Source organism: Enterococcus casseliflavus NBRC 100478 (genome assembly GCF_001544095.1).
Classification (GTDB): Bacteria; Bacillota; Bacilli; order Lactobacillales; family Enterococcaceae; genus Enterococcus_D; species Enterococcus_D casseliflavus.
Genome location: NZ_BCPT01000004.1, coordinates 132,951 through 154,370 on the forward strand (window position 1 = coordinate 132,951; position 21,420 = coordinate 154,370).

The window sequence follows — 21,420 nt, forward strand, 5'->3', positions numbered from 1 at the left end:
AGTGATTTTATGAAATTATCGCAATATACGATTGTTGAAGAAGTGGATAATGAAATACTTTTGTACAATTCGGTATACTCTGCTATCGTTTTACTAACTCAAAGCGAGTTCCATGATCTACAGACTTTTATTAATAACGATAACTTTGAGAAAACAGAATTATTCTCTTATTTAGAAAATCAAAATATCATTGTTTCCGATGAGATTGATGAAGAAGCAAGATTAGTGTCTGTGGCAAATGAAAAACGATATAATCCTAGTCAAGTAACTTTCACAATTGCCCCTACGATGAACTGTAATTTTTCCTGTTTTTATTGTTACGAGCAAGGGTTTAGACAACATACTATGACTACTGAAACTGCTAAGAAAACAGCTGAGTTTATTCTTAAAAATGTATTACCCCATCAGTCATTGAAAGTAATTTGGTATGGAGGAGAGCCTTTGATGGGATTGAACTCTATTAAAGTTATAAGTGAAATAATAATGAAAAACGAAAAAAAATATAAAAATTTCAACGCAGAAATTGTATCCAATGGTTATTTGCTAACAGAAAAAGTTGCACAACTTTTAAAAAGTTATCACGTTAATTATGCTCAAATTACTCTGGATGGGGATCAGATAAATCATGATTCTAGAAGATGTTTAACAAATGGGAAAGGGACATTTGCAAGAATATTACAGAATATAGTTAAAACTCTAAAATATATTCCAGTAACTGTAAGAGTAAATATAGATAGGGAGAATAATCATGAAGATGTTATTCGTTTGATGAACTCGCTGGATAATTTTAATTTACTTAAGAAAGTTGGCTTTTATCTTGCGCCGGTAGAGGATTTTGATACCTACAAAACACCCACATGTTATACATCCCAAGAGTTTTCGAAAGAAGAAATAATGGTTTATAAAAGTCTTTTGGAAAGAGGGATAAATATTGTTGCCATACCACGGACAACGATTGGGTTCTGCGAAGCTATCAATCGAGATGACTATGTAATCGACCCTAATGGATTTTTATATAAATGCTGGGTTCATATTGGTAAAACGATTGGACGAGTTGGAGATATCTATACAGGAATACAATTGAACAGTGTGCATAAAACATTTACAGAGTACAAATTTTTTTCGAAAGCGAAATGTTCAAGTTGTAAAGTTCAACCTTTGTGTTTAGGAGGCTGTCCGTTAATTCGAATGAATACAGGTGAGTCGAAGTGCGTTAGCTATAAGTACAATATTGAAGAGCATATAAAAATGGCTTCGGCAAGACTAATATAATCTGGTGGAATATTTTTGCTTCAGAAGATTGATAAGGTCTTCTTAAAAAAATAGCTTAGTTAAATAAGGTTACTATGTTACATTGTGAATAGAATCTATACTTACTTATGAAAATAGAAAGCGTAACTCAATTTTCTCATTCATATTGTAATAAATGATTTCTCATATTAAAATTTTTATAAGAAAACTAAATAGTGAGCAAAGCTCACCCCAAGCAGCCTCCGAAACTGTTTTCGGGGGCTGCTTGAGGTTTGGGGGGCTTAGCTAGCTAAGTAATGATCGATCACTAAAAAAATGATCAAAACAGAATAGGCAATTTTTTCTTTTCAATCAAAAAATTTTGATCATTTTATCAAGCAGAGGATGGCACAAGTAAGTGGAAAGTAGGTAGTGGCTATTTTTTTGTTCAGGATGGGGAAGTAGATTTGTCTAGGATACGCCGGAGGATAAACGTTTTGAGGATCATTTGTTTTTGACTTACCTATGTGCCATCACTGCGGAAACCCTGTGGATGAAGGCGTCATGTACGACACCAGATACTCGGATGAGAGCTAAGGACGTTTGATTGCCGTGCCTGACACGCTTTTTCTAACCGCAAAGTCGTAGGGGCTAAAGAGCTACAGCGCTGAGACAGATGACTGCCCCGTGCGATTTTGGGTGTTTTTTGAACCCTACAAGCTGCTATTGCTACGCGTCTATTCGTCGCAAGCTTGGAAGGTCTTCTCATAAAATGCCCGTCAGCTGTCAACAGGCTGCCTTTTGCATCAGGAAGCATCAGCGTTCCAACAAATCTTTTTGATCCAGTAGTCGCCCACTCATTTTGGGCAACTTCTATCCGAGAAAACATTGCGTTAGAAGTATGTCTGTCCGTCTTTTCCAGATAAAAGTCAGCTGAAAGAGGGCTGATACTTAACAAAACGGCAGTTAGGACGACCACAAGCGCTCTCAAAAAAACTCAGTCCTTTCTTTTCAATGGTCATTGTTCTTATCTGCACTTCATGATAGCACCGAAACGCGAATTATTTTTCGCGTTTTTTTGTTTTTAAAATAAAAAATTAGGTATTCGCTTTTTTGGGTTAAATGGTATACCTGAGATGGAATAAAAATAATAAAAGAAAGGACAGGATTTACAATGAAGAAAACATCATTAGTTGCAGGTTTCGTTTTAGGTGTAGGCGTTTTGTTTACTCTAGGTGCATGCTCAACAGTGGAAGAATCAGGGGAAGTGGTCTCTGGGTCTGGAACGGAAACGTTGATCAGCGATTCGTCAGATGAAGTAGTTGTGGGAAGTGAAAAATTGAGTGATGACGGGTATTTTGAAGAAATCGTAACTAAGGGAATCGATCCGAAAATCAAAGACGTCGTTTGGTATGAAACGAATTATGAAAATGCTGGTTGGGATCACATTCGCTTTTTAGTGAATCATGTAAAAATCGTGAATGTAGAAGAATTCAAAGACAAAGACAAAGAATACAAAACATTGCTCTCACTGAAATATCAATTGTTTAATGAAGATTCGAAAGACAAAAAAATCAAACCTGACAAAGCCTATTTGGTGTTGAATGATGGCAAAAAAGTAGAAGCGGAAGTGTTTGTGGACTACTTAGATGATGAGATTTTGACCCATGACAAACATAAAGATGGCTTTATTCATTTTAAAGTGGCGCAAGAACAAAGTTTGCCAGCGATCAAAGCGGTCGAAATCGAATTTAAAGCAGATGGAGATTTGACACATACGTACCATATTGATCTATCTTCCGCTGCTGAAAAATAGTATCTAACGATAGGAGGTAAAAAAAATGGATACTAGCAAGAAAAAACTATCATTGTTGAGTTTTTTTGCAATAACTGCTTCAATGGTGATGACGGTATATGAGTATCCAACCTTTGCGACATCGAAGATGAATTTAGTTTTTTATTTACTCGTCGGCGGTTTCCTCTGGTTTATCCCTGTAGCCCTTTGCTCTGCGGAGATGGCTACTGTAAAGGGATGGGAAAAAGGGGGACTCTATACCTGGGTCTCAAAAACATTAGGGAGAAAATGGGGCTTTGCTGCCATTTTCTTCCAATGGTTCCAAATCACGGTAGGCTTTATTACGATGATTTACTTTATTGTCGGGGCGCTTTCCTATGCCCTAAATTGGCCGGCTCTTAATACGAATGTTTGGCTGAAGCTGATTGCCACTTTAGTGATCTTTTGGCTGATCACGATCTCGCAATTTGGCGGAACAAAAAATACTGCGAAGATTGCCAAAGTAGGGTTCTTTGTGGGGATCGTCGCAACAGGGATCATTCTTTTTATCTTAGGAATTGTCTACATTGCTCAAGGGAATCCCGTCAAAGTTTCTTTTGGATCAGGCGCTTGGATTCCTGATTTCACGAAAATCAATACGCTGGTCGTTTTTGTTTCCTTTATTTTAGCCTATGCAGGGGTTGAATCTTCTGCCAGTCACGTAAAAGATATGGACAATCCTGGAAAGAATTACCCGAAAGCTATTTTGATTTTAGTTGTAGCAACGATTCTTTTGGATACGTTAGGTGGGGCAACGGTGGCTGCCACGATTCCCCAAAATCAATTGTCTCTTGATACTGGCGTGATTCAAGCCTATTCTTATTTGATCCATCATTTTGGCGGCGGAGAATGGCTGGTTCGTTTGATTGCCGTGGTCATCTGTTTAGGTGTCATTGCAGAAATTGCTGCTTGGGTGGTCGGCCCATCGACTGCGATGCTTGAAGCAGCTGAAAATGGCTTGCTGCCAAAACAAATGGCCAAAGTCAATCAACACAATGTCCCAATCAATATCGTTTTGGTACAAGGCATCATTGTTTCCATTTGGGCGGTTGTCTTGACATTAGGCGGTGGAGGCGCCAATCTATCCTTCTTCGTTGCGATGGCGTTGACGGTCTGCATCTATCTGGTGGCTTATGTCCTCTTGTTTCTTTCCTATATTAAATTAGTCAAAGAAAAAGACGACTTAACAAGAACGTATCATATTCCTGGTGGGAAAAATGTGAAAATTGGTGTTGCGATGGTTGGTTTGCTTGTTTCTATTTTTTCTTTCTTTATTTCCTTCTTTCCACCGAGCGATATCGGCACCGGAAAGGGCGGAACCTATTTAGCCATCTTGATCATCAGTTGGCTGATTATTGTCGTGATACCGTTTGTCATCTATAAATATGTAGGTGAAAAAGCAAGCGATAAAAAATAAAAAGCACAACCTATGAGGAGGAGAGCTGCATGTTATTTAGTAAAAAAAATCGAAAAGAAGCCCAATATTTGGAGCCTATCTATGGGAATGAGGCAATGGATCAAGCGATCCCTATGTACAAATTACCAAAAGAGTCCTTGGTACCGCGGGATGCCTATGAATTAGTCAAAGATCAATTGATCGATGAAGGGGTCTCAAGACAAAATTTGGCGACGTTCTGTCAAACCTACATGGAACCAGAAGCAGTCAAAATTATGAGTGAAACCCTTGATAAAAACGCCATCGATAAAACCGAGTACCCACGGACAGCAGAAATTGAAAACCGCTGTGTCAATATGATCGCTGATTTATGGCATGCCCCAGAAGCGTCCGATTTTATCGGTACATCAACGGTAGGCTCAAGTGAAGCGTGTATGTTAGGTGGATTGGCCTTAAAATTTGCTTGGCGCAATCGGGCAAAAAAACTTGGCTTAGATATCAATAAACAAAAACCAAACTTAGTGATTTCTTCTGCCTATCAAGTCGTTTGGGAAAAATTCTGTGTCTACTGGGACATTGAAATGCGAACGATCCCTATCGATGAAGAACATGGCAGCATTAATGTTGAAAAGGTCACGGACTATTTAGATGAATATACGATCGGGGTCGTTGGTATTTTAGGAATCACTTACACTGGACGATACGATGATATCAAAGCACTAGACAAGAAATTAGAGGAATACAACAAACACACCGACTACAAAGTCTACATCCACGTGGATGCGGCTAGTGGGGGATTGTACACGCCATTTATGGAACCAGAACTTGAATGGGATTTCCGTTTGAAAAACGTTCGTTCCATCAGTACGTCTGGACATAAATATGGGTTAGTCTACCCTGGTATCGGTTGGGTGCTTTGGAAAGAAAAAGATTTCTTACCAGAAGAGTTGGTCTTTAAAGTAAGTTATCTTGGCGGTGAAATGCCAACGATGGCCATCAACTTTTCAAGAAGCGCCAGCCAAATCATCGGACAATATTACACCTTTATCCGCAATGGGTTTGAAGGCTACCGCTTGATCCACAAAAAGACCAGCGATGTTGCCCAATATTTAGCAAAAGAGATTGAAAACATGGGTTACTTCGATATTTATAATGATGGTTCACGGTTGCCGATCGTCTGCTACAAATTAAAAGAAGATGCCGATATTTCTTGGAATCTGTATGATTTGACGGATGAATTTGCGATGAAAGGCTGGCAAGTCCCTACCTATCCATTACCTGATAATCTATCACATATCAATATCCAACGCTTTGTTTGCCGGGCAGATTTAAGTATGCAAATGGCAATGGATCTGGTGCAAGACATGAAAGAAGGAATCGAGCGCTTGAACAAGCGACCAAGCCGTCATGTTTCATCCGATCAAACCTATGGCTTTTCACATTAAGAAACGGTATCGCTAGAAACCCTTTCATTGTTTTTTTCAATGAATAAAAAGTCCCTTTATGAAACTTTTTTTGCAAGACTGAATGAACATTGGTTTATAGAAAAATCAAAGGCGGTTGCATCGACTGCCTTTGATTTTTTTTGTTTATAAGAACGGGTAAGCACTTGATAGTGTCATTTTTTAAGAGTAAGTAAAAAAATGGCGCTTGATAATTTCATTTATTGACATTTCTGGCTTGTGATAGTATTAATTATTATGGTCTAAATATATTTTTTTAGAGAAGCATGTTTTACATATGCAAAAAGAAAATCCGAGAACATTGTCGCGAGAAAATTCTGAGGAAAGTTCGTCTGGCAGGGCGCATTTTTGTTCGTTCGTTTTGGTTTATTTGGGGAGTAAGTGAAGGAAAAGTATGTGTAGAAAGGGCATGTTTTTACTGCATTTGTTTGTTTCATAGGAAATGTACTGCTATCTTTTTCTGTAAATTGATTGTAACTATTCGAAAAGAATAAGGATTTACACAGGAGGAAAAACAGTCATGTATAAAGAAGACTTACTGGATAAAGACTTGAAATTGGAGTATATCTTGCTCAAATTCTTGTATTTATCGACTGGTCATATCAAAAAAAGTGATGCTTGTCGGGAATTAGATATTACGATGCCAACCTTGACGAAACTATCAGAAAATCTTCAGCAACAACTAAAAAATGAGAAGGTCTCTTTTGCAATCAACCGTTATACCCTTGATCTGCAAGTAAACGACAGCGTCTCATTGGATGATTTGACCGACACGTTATTGAAAAAATCTGTAAAATATCAAATCATCCATTATTTGTTTCAACATGCAGGCTATGATGCTTTCGTATTAGCTGATGAATTAAAAATAAGCGTCGGGACACTGAATCGTGTGATTGCAGAGTGCAATCAGCTGCTGCAGCATTTTGAATTAAAGATAAAGAACAAAAAGCTAGCGGGAACGATGACGCAACGCATTTATTTTTACTATAATTTTTTAAAAATGGGGGAAACAGCGATCGACTCTGTCTTGATCGATGACCTAGTGGCGGAGCTAGCGAAAAAAATAACCCTCTCGATTGCGCAACAAAAGCAGTTGAAGATCTGGCTATTTGTGATCATGAAAAAAGTCACGCCTCACACAACCTTGGGAAGCTTAAGTCCGGAGGAACAAATCAAAATCAATCGCTGCCAAGAAATGCCGATTTGTCGCTTTATTCGACAAGCCTATGTGTCGAAAAAAAGCATCTGTTCAGTAGACGAAGCCAAGATCGTCCCCTTCTTTATCTGTCTTTTTCTCGTTACGGTAGGAGGAATTCCTTACGAGGAGCTTCGCTTAGGGCTGTATACCAATAAAAATCCTGTCTTTGAGATTACCGATGAAGTCATGGCAGCGATCCAGTCCATTTATTGTCTTGAAGCCTCGCATACGACGATCGATATTAAAGCCAGTGTCTTCTCCTTGATCGCACAAGTCTATTACTTTCATGGGGTAAATTACTCCATTGACAGAGTCACCTTGAATTATTACCACAAGCTGTTTCACAATTCCTTGCGAGATCAAGTGATTACAGACATCCTGCAACACATCATTGCACCAACCAACTTGTTTACGCCCACGAAACTCAACTACCTCAAGAAACGTCTGGTCTTTTTAATCTATCTGTTATCACCGAAAGAGGAATATCGGGTACGGATCGGGGTCTTAAATATGGGCTCTAGTCTTTTGGCAGATGCTTCCATTTACTTGTTAAAAAATGAACTAAAAGGGAAACAAAATGTGACTATTTCTCCTTATAACAATGAGGAAGAATACGATTTGCTGATTTCAAACGCCCGTGTCCCTCAACTTGGCAACAATTATGGTCAATTTTATCAAGTGACTGCCATCGGTGCCGATTTAGATGTCAATCAGGTTTCTGCGATCGTCGATCAAATTGCTTACTCTAAGTACCATTCTTTTGTGGTGTGAGCCATTACTTGTTAGTTAAAAAGCAGTGAGTCAACGGATAGGTGATTCGCTGCTTTTTCAATTATCTGCAAAGGATGAGAAGGAAAAGGAGCTTGAATTGCTCTTATCATGGATGACGGAATGAAAACAGGGATCAGTCAAGCAGCTTTCTGCTAGATAAATGTGCCCAGTATCCTTGTATAACGTATCGCAACAGAGCAGAAGACATCAAGCGTGAAAATAATAGAAGGGATTCAAAATGCTGATTTTGGAAGGATGTAAAAAAAGACCCACATAGAGATGTGGGTCTGGCATCGTTAGTTCTGATTTTCTAATCTCTCTAGAATCTTTTTGGGAATTGCGTCTTTTTCAACGCCATTCGGGCCTTTTATTGTACGCTTTTCACTGATCACCGCTTTTACATAAGAATTTGGTGTTAAGGGTTTTGCGTTATCTTCTGATAATGAAACCTCAAGGGTTTGGGTGCTGCCATCTTCTTTTACAAAGTCTAATGTGTAATCGTAAGAATACCAGGGAGACTGGTCGCCGATGCCGCTCTTACTTTCGTGTTGGACCTTAGGCGGAATCTCAGACGGGACATACGCGTAAGCTGTTTGTCCTGAGTAGGTGGATTGATAATATTCATAGCCTTTGTATCCGACAAACCCTAAAAGTACGACTAAGATGAATCCGATTATTTTTTTCATATAAACCATCCTTATCCTCAAATATGGAGCTATTATAACAGAATGGTTCTATAGATGACCTTTCATCAGACGAACAGTTTTGCAAGGAGAAACGTTACTAGCCAGTCGTGAAAAAGCAGGGAACGCCGCTAGTAAAGGGTTCAATCTATAAATTGTCAGGGGATTGTTGCTTAGAGCGACTAGAAATAAGAGGGGAAGTAGACAACAAGACCTTAATTAAAAAACACAGCATGGAAAATGCTTCTTTTATGTATGCCCAGCAACAGACAGCTTGATGAGACGTGCCGTTTGTTTTTTCACTATAGAAAGGCGAAAGAGGGCGCACCAGTTTCATAAAAAACCAGCAAAGACGCTCCGTAAGAGACCGTCTTTGCTGGTTTTTTTCTACCGAAAATGCTTGAGAGCAGTCCATGGCAGCTTTTTATGGTTCGATTTTACTATACAAATCGAGGGCTCTTTTCCTGGCTTCGTTATGGTCGACTATAGGCAACGGATAGTCGGTGCCTAAAACTATTTGTAGGTCGGCTTGTTCTTGGTTAGTCATCAGGTAAGGTTCGTGGACGAATTTTAGTGGCAACTGGGCGAGTTCGGGAACAAATTGTTTGATGAACGTCCCATCTTTGTCGAATTTTTTCCCCTGAGTGATGGGGTTGAAAATTCGAAAGTAAGGAACTGCATCGGTGCCGGTCGAAGCTGCCCACTGCCAGCCGCCGATATTGCTGGCAGCGTCGTAGTCGATCAATTGTCGAGCAAAATAGGCTTCTCCTTGCCGCCAATCGATCAGTAAATCTTTGGTTAGAAAGGAAGCGACGATCATCCGTAGACGGTTATGCATCCAACCGGTCTGATTCAGCTGCCGCATCGCGGCATCAATGATCGGATAGCCGGTTTGTCCTGCTTGCCATTTGTTTAGCGCCTCTTCATCTTTTTGCCAATCCATGTTTCGATATTTCTCAATGAGTTCATAGTTTTTTTGTTCTGGATGAGTGAAGTAGATCATATGATAAAAATCTCGCCAAGCCAGTTCTTTTAAAAAGGTCGCTTTGCCAGTGCTGGATGGCATTTCTTGGCAAGCGGCCCAAACCTTCCGAATAGAGATTTGTCCAAAAGACAAGAAAGGGGATAGACGACTGGTTCCTTTGATTGAAGGGATATCACGGTCTTTTTCATAGGCAGCCAAACGCTTTTGCACAAATGCCTGCAATTGCTTATGCGCATAGTCTTCCCCAACGATCGTTGAGAAATCAGTCTTTCTATTTTTTATCAGCTCAGCTAGCAGCATTGTCCCTGCTTTGAAGTGAGGGGCATCATTAAAATGAGCGGCTTTTTCAAAATCAAGGGCATGCTTTTGATACACCGGTTTGGGCAACTGGATCCATTTCTTATAATAGGGCGTAAATTTTTTGTAGTATGTCCCATCCTCTTTGGTGACTTCCGTTGGTTGATGCAGATGATGGTCTTCAAAAGAATGAACGGTGATGCCTTTTTGCTCGACCAATTCTGTTATGTAGAGATCGCGTTTACGACCATATCCACGGTTATCAAAGTTGAAGTAAAGCTGGCTCCATTCTGGATAGCAAGCGAACAACTGATCAAAGGCTTCTGTCAAAGTCCCCGTCAAGAGGTGGATCGTCAGATTTTGCTTTTTGGCAGCCTCGATAAAGTGAGCAACCGCGCTAAAAAAGTAATCATGGCTTGGTGCATCGGGGAGAAACTGCTTGTCATTGAGATGAAACACACACAACAATTGGTCGTTTGCTTGAAGAGACGCAAGCGCCTCAGTAAGTGCCGTGTTGTCCTCTAAGCGTAGATCCTTTCTAAACCACATCACATGAATTGCCATACAAACCTCCTTGATAGTATAACCGTGCAAAAAAACGATCGGATTTCGTTTATAGTAAAGGAAAGATGGGATTTATTCAAATTTGGCGATTGCAACAGCTAACCAGAAATCTTTGCAAGCGTCCGTGATTATAGAAAGCATATGGAACAAGAAGATGCGTCGCTTTTCAATAGCCGATCTTGTAAACAAAAAAAATCGAACACAGAACAAGAGTCTGCGTTCGATTCTAGCAATCAACAAAATTATTTTATTTTCCGTTCATCTGGCACGATGTCTGCTTTTAACAACCAGATGTGGAAGAACCATTCTGCCGCACCGATCAATACTGCTGGGATCAATACTAACATCCAGATGTCATTTGTATAGTCCATATAAGTCAGATACAGCCATAGGATAAGGGCTGCTGCGCCGGCATCTGCGATCGTTGCCGCAATGTTACCGATCTTCCGCAAAATGACCAAATCGCCTAGCACATAGATCATCACCACAATGATCACACCGACGATCGTCGAGTCCATAAAACTGACATCGTAAATTCCTGACAACACAATCCACAAAATCGCCCAAATCATTAGTGCTTTGACAACCAACGCTTTTAGATGTTTCATTTCATACACTCCTTTTTATTATTTATTCCAAAAGCAAGAAGGTCATCTTAGAGATAACCTTCTATTTCAAGGCTATCATCTGACATTTTTTTGTGTCAAAAATAATGATTGGAATGGTTTTTTATGCTATTTTAAGCATAATTACTTGACGAATGGTCGTGAATAGTTTAAACATTTTAAGGAATAAGTAGTGGGATTAATTTGTGAAACGAAAGAAGAATAGAGGGGTTTTTGTAAGGAGATAAAGTATCGGTACAGTATTTATTGGAGTCAAACAATTTAACAAGGAAATTTAAATGAAGCGACCCGCAAAAGTCAGGTTTTGATCTGCTTTTCGAGGGTCGCTTTATGCCTTCTTCTTATTTATTTTCTTCTAACAGCTCGAAAATAATTGAGCCCGGTTCCTGCAAATACTACGAAACTAGCCAATAGGAACAAAAATCCTAGGGGGATTAGATAGAAATTTTCATGTAAAATGCCGGATTGATCGATGTATTCCACGGAGCTAGCTTTGATGAAGAAGCAGGCAAAGCCGAAAAGTAGTAAAAATGTTCCGATCAAGGTAGTGATCAAATTGAGTTTGGCGCGTCGGGTCTCGCTGCCGTCTTTGATTAGTTTTTCAGTGATCTTGTTCACTTGAGTTCCTCCTAAAATCAATTCATCAAGCGAGAGTTGAAAAATCGTGGCGATGGCAATCAGCATTTCTAAATCTGGTAGATTGCGATTGTTTTCCCAGTTCGAAACGGCTTGTCTCGTCACGTGTAGTTGAGTGGCAAATTGTTCTTGGGTCAAGTTATTTCTTGTGCGTACTTCTTTGATTTTTTCGCCAAATTCCATCTTTTCTTCCTTTCGCTGATGTGACTTAAGCATAGTCGAACCCCGCGTTGGTTCCAAGAAAGCAGGGCTTGCTGCTTGATAAATCAAGGGAAAGTGGTGCTTGCGTCGCTTTTTTGTCCGCTCTTGGTTAGGGCGGGAGCCAATCATCTTTAATAATCAAAGCGATCAGCTGCTAAGTAAACGATTTGATGTGTGTTATTTTTACAATATATCTTTTCTTTTATTATAGCATTGTGATCGAGGGGAGGGAAATGTGTGATTCAGGCCTTTCGCTGCTTGATCGGTAGCTGTCCGGCAGCTGTCGAGAGTATCGAGTGGGGGATAGCGCAACAGCAAGTTTCTTTTCTTAAAGAAATTCACTTAGTTGACAAATCGTAAAACATCTTGTTTAATATACCCCGAGGGGTATACGAAAGGAGCAAGAAATGTTTTCACTATTTAAACGCATACCAAGTATGTCAACAGCAGATTTACAAAAAGAAGGAGCCAAAGAATGGACGGTTCTGGATGTACGCACGCCGGCGGAGTACCGCAGCGGGCACATTGCCTATGCGAAAAATGTACCGTTAAATAAGATTGCGGGCTTCACTCAAAAAGGCGACAAGAAGCTGGCAGTCATTTGCCAATCGGGGATGCGAAGCAAACAAGCAGCCAAAATCCTAAGTAAAAAAGGTTTTGATGTGGTCAACGTTCGTGGCGGCATGAATCAATGGCGCGGAACAACCAAAGGAGGAAAGTAATGATGGAAAAAATAGTTATTGTCGGTGGGGTAGCAGGGGGAATGTCGGCAGCCACGCGCTTACGTCGGCTTAAAGAAGCAGCGGAGATCATTGTTTTTGAAAAAGGTCCTTTTGTCTCTTTTGCGAATTGTGGGCTGCCGTATGCTATTTCTGGTGAGATCAAAGAGCGAGATGCCCTATTGGTCCAAACACCTGAGGCATTAAAAAAACGGTTTAACCTAGATGTGCGGCCTTTTCATGAGGTACTGGCGATCGATCCGCAGGAGAAAACGGTCACGGTCAAATATGGCGAACAGGTCTTCACGGAATCTTATGATGCGTTGATTTTATCGCCGGGGGCAAAACCGCTAGTACCAGCGATCAAAGGGCTAGAAGAAGCAACCAACGCCTTTTCTTTGCGCAATGTTCCTGACTTAGACCAAATTATGGCGCATCTTGAAGACAAAAAGCCTCAAAAAGCGACGATCATTGGCGCTGGGTTTATTGGTTTAGAAGTCGCTGAAAATTTACATAAAAAAGGCCTCGAAGTAACGATCGTAGAAAAAGCACCCCACGTATTGCCACCTTTGGACGAAGAAATGGCTGCGTATGTCAAAAATGAATTGATCAAGCAAGGGGTCAAAGTTTTGACCTCGCAGTCAGCGACCGCTTTTGAAAAAGCAGGGCAAGAAATCGTTCTGGAAGATGGCACGATCCTGGCTTCAGATGTCACGATTCTTTCGGTTGGTGTCCAACCAGAAACGGATTTGGCGAAACGTGCTGGTATCCAATTAGGACACCGGGGGGGTATCCTAGTAGATGAGCAATACCAAACCAGCAAGAAAGATATTTACGCGGTGGGTGATGCCATCGTTGTGAAACAACAAATCACCCACGAAGACACGCTGATCTCCCTGGCGTCACCAGCCAATCGCCAAGGTCGGCAAGTTGCTGATGTATTGGGAGGACTGGCTCGCAAAAACAAAGGCGGTATCGGGACGGCGATCGTGCGCGTATTCGATATTGCGGCAGCGTCCACAGGGTTAAGTGAGCGCAGCGCCAAACTGGCGGGGCTAAATCCTCAGGTGGTTCATCTTTCAGGCAAAGACCATGCTGGGTATTATCCTGATGCGACGGATATTTATTTGAAGCTGATTTTTGATGCTGACACTGGAAAAATCTACGGTGCGCAAGGCATCGGAACCAAAGGGGTCGATAAACGGATCGATATTTTGGCAACAGCGATCAAAGGCGACTTAACGATCTTTGACTTGCCTGAACTGGAATTCACCTATGCACCGCCTTTTGGCTCAGCCAAAGATCCAGTGAATATGATTGGCTATGCAGCGATCAATCTGGCGGAAGGAATCAGTGAGAATATTCAGTGGCACGAATTGACGGATGCCTTAGAAAACGGTAAGCAGTTGTTGGATGTTCGTTCAGAGATGGAATTAGCCAATAATGGACGTTTTCAACAGGCGCTCCACATTCCGTTAGATGAATTGAGGGATCGGTTGTCTGAATTGGATCCAAGCGTTTCGTATGTCGTTACGTGTCATAGCGGATTGAGAAGCTACATTGCCGAACGCATCTTAAAACAAGCGGGCATCAATTGTCAAAACCTCGATGGTGCCTTTTCGTTGTATAATACTATTAAGCCGGAGATGATTATTCATGATTAAAGCCATATCTATGGACGAATTTACCCAAAAAGAAAAACGTGAACCGCTTGAGATCCTTGATGTCAGAGAAGTTGATGAGTTTGCACAAGGGCACATCAAAACAGCACAAAACCTACCGTTGAGCGAGCTTACGGAACAAATCAGCGACTTAGAGAAGGATAAAAACTACTATGTCATCTGTCATTCAGGGGCTCGTTCGCAAATGGCGTCTGAGTTTTTGAGCCAGCAAGGGTTTCAAGTGACCAATGTCCTCGGCGGCATGTCAGCATGGAGAGGAGAAATCAAACGATGACCGCATGCAACAAAGATATTTTGAATCGGTTAAAACGAACCGAAGGCCAGTTGCGGGGGATTCAAAAAATGATCGAAGACGAGAAAGAATGCGTCGATGTCATCACGCAATTGTCCGCCGTCAGTTCCAGTGTTAACCGTATTATGGGGATCATTGTCGCTGAGAATTTGAAAAATTGTTTGGAAAATCCAGACAGCGACACGGAAACCCAAAAGCAGAAAATCGATCAAGCCGTTCAGCTGATCGTGAAGAAATAACGGAATTTTTGAAAGGTTTGTCGCGTTTTTTCATTTGAAAGAGTTTATTGTCAACCAGTTTGAAGATTCGAAGCTGACCGCAAAAGAAGGGAAATACCTATTTTGCGGTTTTTTGTACATTAAAAAAATGATTGCGTTTTCTTTTTTTGGATGCTATGATTAATTTAAGAAATAAATAATGATTTTTTTTATGTGTATGTGACTGTACGGCAGGCAAGGCATAATAAAATCAATTTTGCGAGGATTCGCAGATTTGATTTTATTATGCCTTTTTTTACGCTTAGAAAGGAGGAAGGAGAAGAATACATGTATTTGATTAAGAAGGTTTTGAATGTAAACGTTATTATTGTTGAGAAAGACAACAAAGATGTTATTGCTTTTGGCAAGGGTATCGGTTATCGGCAAAAGAAAGGTCAATTGATTTCGGAAGAGAAAATCTCTAAATTCTATCTTCCGATTGAAGATAATCGAATGGAGTCCTTGATTACGTTTATGAACAATGTACCTGTAAAGTATATCGAGCTAGCGTATGAAGTCATTCAAGAAGCGGAGAAATATCTAGATACGGAGTTATCTGCTAATACACTCTTTTCACTGACTGATCATATTTATTTTACTGTCGAGAGGATCAGAGACAATGTCATTATGACTTCTTCAATGTATTGGGAGTTCAAACGATTTTATCCTGAAGAATTTCAGGCTGCTCAAAAAGGTGTTGCCATTATTGAAAAAGCACTTGGTATTTCTTTGAACGAACAAGAAGCAGCGAACATTACTTTCCATATCATTAACGGTAATAGTCGCTCAGCAATTCATGCTAATGCTATCCAAATCACAAAAATCGTGACAAATATTTTAAAGTCTGTACAAATGTTGGTGAAGAAAAAATTGGATAGCCACAGTCTGCACTATGAGCGTCTGGTTACACATGCCAAATTTTTTGCAGAACGCTATTTAACGAACACGATGTTAAACAATGATGCAGTTTTAATAAAGACAGTCTCTACGCTGTATCAAGAACCGATGGCCTATAGTCAGCGAATAAAACGGACTTTAGAAGAAATCTATGAGAAACCAATCACTGAAGAAGAAATTGCATATTTAGCTATTCATATTAATAGACTATTACTATCACAAAACGAGGAGTGAACCAAATGGTTGATAAAAAGAAAGAATCAGTAGACAAAATCATTCAATCGATCGGTGGAGAGAAAAATATTAACGCGGTCTATCATTGTGCAACTCGCCTTCGCTTCCAGTTAAAAGATACCACGCAATTCAATCAAGCACAGGCGAAGGAAATTCCAGGAGTACTAGGGACTAAATTGACCGGAGATGAAGTACAATTTGTGATTGGTGGAGAAGTAGGAAATTACTATTCGACTGTAATCAATCAGTATAAAATCACGGAAAAAAACAGTGCTGAAGCTGTAGATACACCTAAAAACGGACTTGTGAAACGAATCGTCGAAAACATTGTTGGTGTAATGGCGCCAATCATTACAGCATTGATCGGATTTGGTTTAATTCGGGCGGTTTTAGCTTTACTGGTCCTTTTGGGATTGAGTAGAGAAAGTTTAAATTATCAAATCATCAATATGATTGGAGATGCCGCCTTTTACTTTTTGCCTTTTTTAATTGCGGCTAGTGCGGCAAGACAATTCAAAACCAATCTTTATTTAGCATTGGGGATCACAGGCGTCTTACTACATCCAACATTTCAGAGTCTGGTTGCCTCGGATGTTTCTATGCAGCTGTTTGGGCTTCCGATACGTGAAGCCGCTTATTCAGGAACGGTTATCCCAATCATCTTGATCGTCTGGGTTATGAGTTATGTTGATCGTTTATCTGAAAAGATCATTCCGAGTGTACTAAAAACCATGTTGAAACCGCTTTTCATCGTGATCATCATGGCTCCGCTAGCACTGATGATCTTAGGACCTATCGGCGCGATTTTTGGAGATGGATTGTTCTTTGTTGTGGATTATCTGCGAGTGACTGTTCCATGGCTCGTGCCGACACTGATGGGCATCTTCACGCCTTTATTAGTAATGGTTGGTATGCATACGGCTTTGACTCCGATTGCGCAAGTCTCCTTTTCAACCGTAGGCTTTGAGATCGTCCAAGGACCAGGTATGTTAGCAAGCAACATTTCGCAAGCGGGGGCCGCCTTTGGGGTATTTGTTAAAACCAAAGATAAACAGATGAAACAAATTGCTTTTTCCAGCGGTATCACGGCGCTGTCTGGTATCACGGAACCTGCACTGTACGGGGTTAACTTGAAACTGAAAAAACCACTGATTTATGTGATGATTTCAGGTGGAATTGCTGGTTTTTATGCGGGGATCAGCGGACTAGTCCGCTATTCATTCGGATCGCCGGGGCTTTTGACCTTGCCGGTATTTTTCGGAGAGGATGCCTCTAATATTGTAAAAGCAGCCATAACATTGGCGTTAGCTTTTTCGATATCGTTTGTTTTGACAGTCATTTTTGGTTTTGAAGAGAGTATTGAAGAAGATATGAAAACGTTGGAGAATCCTTCACCGATTGCTTCAGAAAAACGGACAGCGGCTGAAGAAGCATTGATTCAAGGCTTCGTCCGTGGCAGCGTTTTGCCGCTGAGTGAAGTAGCTGACGAGGTTTTTGCTACCGAACAAATGGGACCAGGGCTAGCGATCGATCCTGCGTCAGGAGAATTCCATTCACCGATTGAAGGCACGATAACGACTGTCTTTCCAACAAAACATGCCATCGGGTTGCGACATGATAATGGATTAGAAATGTTACTGCATATTGGATTAGATACAGTGAAACTGGATGGAGAAGGATTTGAACTTTTTATTGAGGAAGGTCAGCGAGTAAAGGCGGGTGAGTTGCTAGCCCGTGTTGATATTGATTTTATCAAGTCTAAAGGCTACGATCCAACTTCTGTTTTGATTTTTATGAACAATCAGAATGAACCGGTATTTTTTGAGCACGATGAATTGATTGATTACTCGAATAAATTAGTAACAATTATTTAGAAGAAAGAAGGGGAAAAAATGAAAACAAAATTTCCAGATGGATTTTATTGGGGTGGGGCGACAGCTGCCAATCAATTAGAAGGAGCGTATCAAGTGGGCGGCAAAGGAATGTCAATCAGTGATCTGCTTCTGGGAGGCGATGTGAACACGCCTCGGCGAATCACCACAGAAATTGAAGAAGGTGCTTTTTATCCAAGTCATGAGGCGATTGATCATTTTCATCGATACAAAGAGGATATTGCTTTATTTGCAGAAATGGGATTTAAGCTGTATCGCTTTTCTATCGCATGGACTCGTATTTTTCCGACCGGTTTAGAGAAAGTACCAAATGAAGAAGGGTTAAAGTTTTACGATGATCTGATCGCAGAATTAAAGAAGTACGAGATAGAACCGATGGTCTCATTGTCTCATTATGAATCACCGATAGAAATGACAAAACAGTTCAATGGCTGGGAAAGCAGAGGAATGATTGAATCGTATGAAAGATTCGCCAAGACGGTCATTGATCGTTATCAGGATGATGTGAAATATTGGCTAACATTCAATGAAATCAATATTTTATCCAGAGATGTAGGGGTGGGTACGTATTTAGGAGGAGGAATGTATCCAAAAGATATTGATGATTTTTTGAATACACAAAATATCGATAACAGTCAGCAACGGTTTCAGGCGCTCCACCACCAATTCGTTGCAAGTGCCCGAGTGATCAAGTACGCAAAAAGTCTACACAAAAATTTGCAAATGGGCTGTATGATTGCCTATCGAATGATTTATCCGTTGTCTTCTCATCCAGAGGATATTCGTTTTGCACAAGAGATGACTAATATCAGTAATTTTTACTGTGGTGATGTTCAAGTGAAAGGTCGCTATCCATATTTTGCTAAAAAGTTTTGGCAAGATAGAGGGATAGACCTTACTATCGAAGCAGGAGATTTAGAAGTACTGAAAGAGGGCACTGTTGATTTCTATACGTTTTCTTACTACCAATCTTCTACTGTGACTAAAGTAAATGATCAAGCCGAAAAGCAAACGGGGAATTTTTTCAATGGGGTTAAAAATCCGCATCTTACAGCGAGTGAATGGGGCTGGGAAATCGATCCATTAGGATTGCGCATTGCGTTAAATCAAATTTATGAACGCTATGAAATTCCCTTGATGGTGGTCGAAAATGGGTTAGGTGCAATGGATACCCTCATTGAAAAAAATGGTGAATATACAGTCGAGGATGATTATCGTATCGACTATTTACGAAGACATATTAAGGCAATGGCTGATGCTATTGCAGATGGTGTTGATCTTATCGGATATACTTCTTGGGGGCCCATCGACCTTGTTTCAGCAGGAACTGGACAAATGGCAAAACGCTACGGGTTTATTTATGTAGACAAGCATGACGATGGGACTGGCTCGTTGGCTCGCTATAAGAAAAAGTCCTTTTATTGGTACAAAAAAGTGATTCAATCAAATGGTGAAGGAATTAAATAGAAAACTGCAAGCTCAAGTTATTACAGAAAAAAGCGAAGGTGCTGCTGAGCCTTCGCTTTTTCGTCGCCTACAATTGGACAGGGGGATTAATTGTGGCTGACTTCTTCGTAAAAAATGGCGTTGCGTTCTGCAATCAGTTGGGTTTCCCTTCGCTCTAATTCGAGAAAGGTTTCGTCTGCCAGCAATTCGGCAGCAGAGTAGCCGGCCGCCAAGAAGTTTTCTGCATAGGTCAATTTCTGATTCGTGATGTTTCTTCGTTGCTCGGCAATAATGAGTAGCTGTTTCACATTCATACACTCACTCCATTCTTTTATAAAAAGCAAGTACTAAAAGAGGACAGCTGATAATACTTGCAAGTCAACGGTGAAGGCGGGAAAACGATCATGGTCAGCTATTTGTAAATAAGAGGAGAACGACAGGTTCGTTTCTGATTGATCGTTTTATACGGAAGCTTTGTACTAAGTATAAAAAAATTTCCCCCGTAGCAACAGAACGTAGTCGTTTACATAAAGCAACGATTGGTTTACATTCTTTGGACAAGTGGGTGTAACAAGAAAACCAAGCAATTTTGTCCTGGAAAACGGCGGGATTTGACGACAAAAAAACCTGCGGCCGCATCAAGCGGAAGCAGGTTTCACGGGCTAGTAGAAATAGCTTAAACGGTTTGTTTTGCTGGGCGTAGCAAGACTTCGCTGATCGCCACATGTTTGGGCTGTTGAATGGCATAAACCACTGCATTTGCTACATCTTCTGGTGTTAGGCTATTGCCTTCTACGCGAGAGGTTTCTTTCAAGGCTGCTTCTAGTTGAGCATTGCCGACGGTTTCAAACAATTCCGTGGAGACCATTCCTGGAGAGACGATGGTGGAGCGAATGCCATGTTCACGTTCTTCTTGGCGCAAGCCTTCCATGATTGCACGAACTGCAAACTTTGTCCCGTTGTACACGGCAGAACCTGGGTAAATGACATGTCCGGCAACTGAGTCAGTGGCGATGATCAAGCCGTCTTGTTGTTTTTGCATGATGGGCAGCACAGCGCCGATCCCGTTCAATACCCCCATGATATTGATATCCAGCATTTGTTGCCAGCTGTCATAGTTCAACTCTGCCAAGTTTCCTTGAGGCATGATGCCAGCATTATTAAAAAGGACATCAATCCGACCAAAGGAGGTCATGGCTAAATCAATGACTTGTTGGACTTGTTCGCGATTGGTGACATCAGCTGTTTGATACAAGACATTTTCTCCTAATTTTTCAGCCAGTGCTTTGATGCGCTCTTCACGGCGGGCAGCGATCACTACTTTTGCCCCTTGCTCGGCTAGTTTAACGGCAGTTGCTTCCCCAATTCCTGAAGAGGCCCCCATAATTACGATAACTTTCTCTTTGATTTCTGTCATTTGTATTTCCTCCAGTGAATGATTTTTTCAGCGAATCCTGCTACTGCCAATGGTGAACCTGTGAGACGATAGGTGATTGACAGTACAGTGCTTGCGGTGTATTTTAATTGTAGAATCTGAAGTTAGGTTTAGGTCAAGCGATAAATATAATTTTTTTTAGGAGCGATGCAAGTGAGTTACTCGATTGGCGAAGTATCACAAACGACCAATATCCCCATCTCGACACTGCGTTATTACGATCGAGAAGGGATGTTTCCGAAGTTGGCCCGCAGTAATGGCGGCATTCGGGTGTTTTCAGAAAAAGAAGTAGCGACGATCAAAGTGATCGATTGTTTGAAGAATACCGGCATGCCCATCAAAGACATCAAGAATTTCTTGGATTGGGGCGAGGAAGGCGATGCGTCTTTGCAGAAACGGCAGCAGCTGTTTCATGAACGTCTGGAAGAAGTCACAAAGCAAATGGCAGCCTTGCAAGAAACCATGAATACGATCAAATACAAATGCTGGTACTACGATACCGCGATGGCAGCAGGCACCGAAGCGGTGGTAAAAGAGTTGCCGCTAGAAGAAATACCCGAAGAAGTCCGAGCATACAAACTGTAAGCCCATCGAAAAACCACCTGCTGTTTTTGCAGGTGGTTTTTCGATTCTACTGGTTTTTCTGGGAAAATCAACCTTGCCAGTTGCCGTTTTCTAACGG

20 protein-coding genes are annotated in these 21,420 nt (G+C 40.9%); 14 read left to right on the top strand and 6 right to left on the bottom strand.

Going from position 1 to position 21,420, the window contains the following annotated elements:
* The first annotated feature begins 9 nt into the window (after positions 1-9).
* The 5 genes from ECA1_RS04990 to ECA1_RS05010 all read left to right on the top strand — a co-directional run bounded on the left by ECA1_RS04990 (position 10) and on the right by ECA1_RS05010 (position 7,892).
* Complete coding sequence (locus tag ECA1_RS04990; RefSeq protein ID WP_005233213.1) at positions 10-1,272, top strand: radical SAM/SPASM domain-containing protein; 1,263 nt, start codon at positions 10-12, stop codon at positions 1,270-1,272.
* Between the two features lie 1,132 nt (positions 1,273-2,404).
* Positions 2,405-3,046 (top strand): hypothetical protein, encoded by a 642-nt coding sequence (locus tag ECA1_RS04995; RefSeq protein WP_005230557.1) that lies wholly within the window; start codon positions 2,405-2,407, stop codon positions 3,044-3,046.
* Between the two features lie 25 nt (positions 3,047-3,071).
* Positions 3,072-4,481: an amino acid permease gene (locus ECA1_RS05000; protein WP_005230559.1), complete on the top strand. Its 1,410-nt coding sequence runs from the start codon at positions 3,072-3,074 to the stop codon at positions 4,479-4,481.
* Between the two features lie 29 nt (positions 4,482-4,510).
* Positions 4,511-5,905, top strand: coding sequence for a glutamate decarboxylase (gad, locus tag ECA1_RS05005; protein WP_005233215.1), 1,395 nt, complete (start codon positions 4,511-4,513; stop codon positions 5,903-5,905).
* Between the two features lie 538 nt (positions 5,906-6,443).
* Positions 6,444-7,892 carry an AcpB/EbpR/MafR family transcriptional regulator gene (locus ECA1_RS05010; RefSeq protein ID WP_005230563.1) on the top strand — a complete coding sequence of 483 codons (1,449 nt, stop codon included), beginning with the start codon at positions 6,444-6,446 and terminating at the stop codon, positions 7,890-7,892.
* A 296-nt stretch (positions 7,893-8,188) separates the two neighbouring features.
* Here the strand turns inward: ECA1_RS05010 and ECA1_RS05015 are convergent, their stop codons facing one another.
* From ECA1_RS05015 to ECA1_RS05030, 4 genes are all read right to left on the bottom strand, one after another.
* On the bottom strand, positions 8,189-8,578 hold the full coding sequence (locus ECA1_RS05015; protein ID WP_005230565.1) for a YxeA family protein: 390 nt from the start codon (positions 8,576-8,578) through the stop codon (positions 8,189-8,191).
* 421 nt (positions 8,579-8,999) lie between these two features.
* Positions 9,000-10,421: a cryptochrome/photolyase family protein gene (locus tag ECA1_RS05020; RefSeq protein WP_034869476.1), complete on the bottom strand. Its 1,422-nt coding sequence runs from the start codon at positions 10,419-10,421 to the stop codon at positions 9,000-9,002.
* A gap of 242 nt (positions 10,422-10,663) precedes the next feature.
* Entirely contained in the window at positions 10,664-11,029 is a 366-nt protein-coding gene (locus ECA1_RS05025; protein ID WP_005230569.1) for a DUF2512 family protein, read from the bottom strand.
* A gap of 363 nt (positions 11,030-11,392) precedes the next feature.
* Complete coding sequence (locus ECA1_RS05030; RefSeq protein ID WP_050759621.1) at positions 11,393-11,866, bottom strand: DUF3955 domain-containing protein; 474 nt, start codon at positions 11,864-11,866, stop codon at positions 11,393-11,395.
* Between the two features lie 255 nt (positions 11,867-12,121).
* Here ECA1_RS05030 and ECA1_RS17775 point away from each other — a divergent pair, with 255 nt between their 5' ends.
* The 8 genes from ECA1_RS17775 (at position 12,122) to ECA1_RS05065 (ending at position 19,324) form a co-directional block, all read left to right on the top strand.
* A complete protein-coding gene (locus ECA1_RS17775) occupies positions 12,122-12,244 on the top strand; it encodes a hypothetical protein (RefSeq protein WP_255209316.1) in 123 nt (40 codons plus the stop codon).
* 47 nt (positions 12,245-12,291) lie between these two features.
* A complete protein-coding gene (locus tag ECA1_RS05035) occupies positions 12,292-12,606 on the top strand; it encodes a rhodanese-like domain-containing protein (protein WP_005230579.1) in 315 nt (104 codons plus the stop codon).
* Between the two features lie 2 nt (positions 12,607-12,608).
* Positions 12,609-14,267 (top strand): FAD-dependent oxidoreductase, encoded by a 1,659-nt coding sequence (locus ECA1_RS05040; RefSeq protein WP_005230581.1) that lies wholly within the window; start codon positions 12,609-12,611, stop codon positions 14,265-14,267.
* Positions 14,260-14,559 carry a rhodanese-like domain-containing protein gene (locus tag ECA1_RS05045; RefSeq protein WP_060791880.1) on the top strand — a complete coding sequence of 100 codons (300 nt, stop codon included), beginning with the start codon at positions 14,260-14,262 and terminating at the stop codon, positions 14,557-14,559. Before ECA1_RS05040 ends, ECA1_RS05045 begins: the two co-directional genes overlap by 8 nt.
* Entirely contained in the window at positions 14,556-14,816 is a 261-nt protein-coding gene (locus ECA1_RS05050; RefSeq protein WP_005230585.1) for a metal-sensitive transcriptional regulator, read from the top strand. The genes ECA1_RS05045 and ECA1_RS05050 overlap by 4 nt, the downstream gene beginning before the upstream one ends.
* Before the next feature lie 306 nt (positions 14,817-15,122).
* A complete protein-coding gene (locus ECA1_RS05055; RefSeq protein WP_005230588.1) occupies positions 15,123-15,965 on the top strand; it encodes a PRD domain-containing protein in 843 nt (280 codons plus the stop codon).
* Between the two features lie 5 nt (positions 15,966-15,970).
* Entirely contained in the window at positions 15,971-17,839 is a 1,869-nt protein-coding gene (locus tag ECA1_RS05060; RefSeq protein WP_005230589.1) for a beta-glucoside-specific PTS transporter subunit IIABC, read from the top strand.
* Positions 17,840-17,857: 18 nt separating this feature from the next.
* Entirely contained in the window at positions 17,858-19,324 is a 1,467-nt protein-coding gene (locus tag ECA1_RS05065) for a glycoside hydrolase family 1 protein (RefSeq protein WP_005230590.1), read from the top strand.
* 86 nt (positions 19,325-19,410) lie between these two features.
* Here the strand turns inward: ECA1_RS05065 and ECA1_RS05070 are convergent, their stop codons facing one another.
* Together ECA1_RS05070 and ECA1_RS05075 are read right to left on the bottom strand one after the other, a co-directional pair.
* Positions 19,411-19,617, bottom strand: coding sequence for a hypothetical protein (locus ECA1_RS05070; RefSeq protein ID WP_005230591.1), 207 nt, complete (start codon positions 19,615-19,617; stop codon positions 19,411-19,413).
* Between the two features lie 362 nt (positions 19,618-19,979).
* The gene (locus ECA1_RS05075; protein WP_005230592.1) at positions 19,980-20,720 is read right to left on the bottom strand and encodes an SDR family oxidoreductase; all 741 of its coding nucleotides are present in this window, start codon (positions 20,718-20,720) and stop codon (positions 19,980-19,982) included.
* A 165-nt stretch (positions 20,721-20,885) separates the two neighbouring features.
* Between ECA1_RS05075 and ECA1_RS05080 the strand changes: the two genes are divergently transcribed.
* Positions 20,886-21,323 (top strand): MerR family transcriptional regulator, encoded by a 438-nt coding sequence (locus ECA1_RS05080; RefSeq protein ID WP_005230594.1) that lies wholly within the window; start codon positions 20,886-20,888, stop codon positions 21,321-21,323.
* The last annotated feature ends 97 nt before the right edge of the window (positions 21,324-21,420 follow it).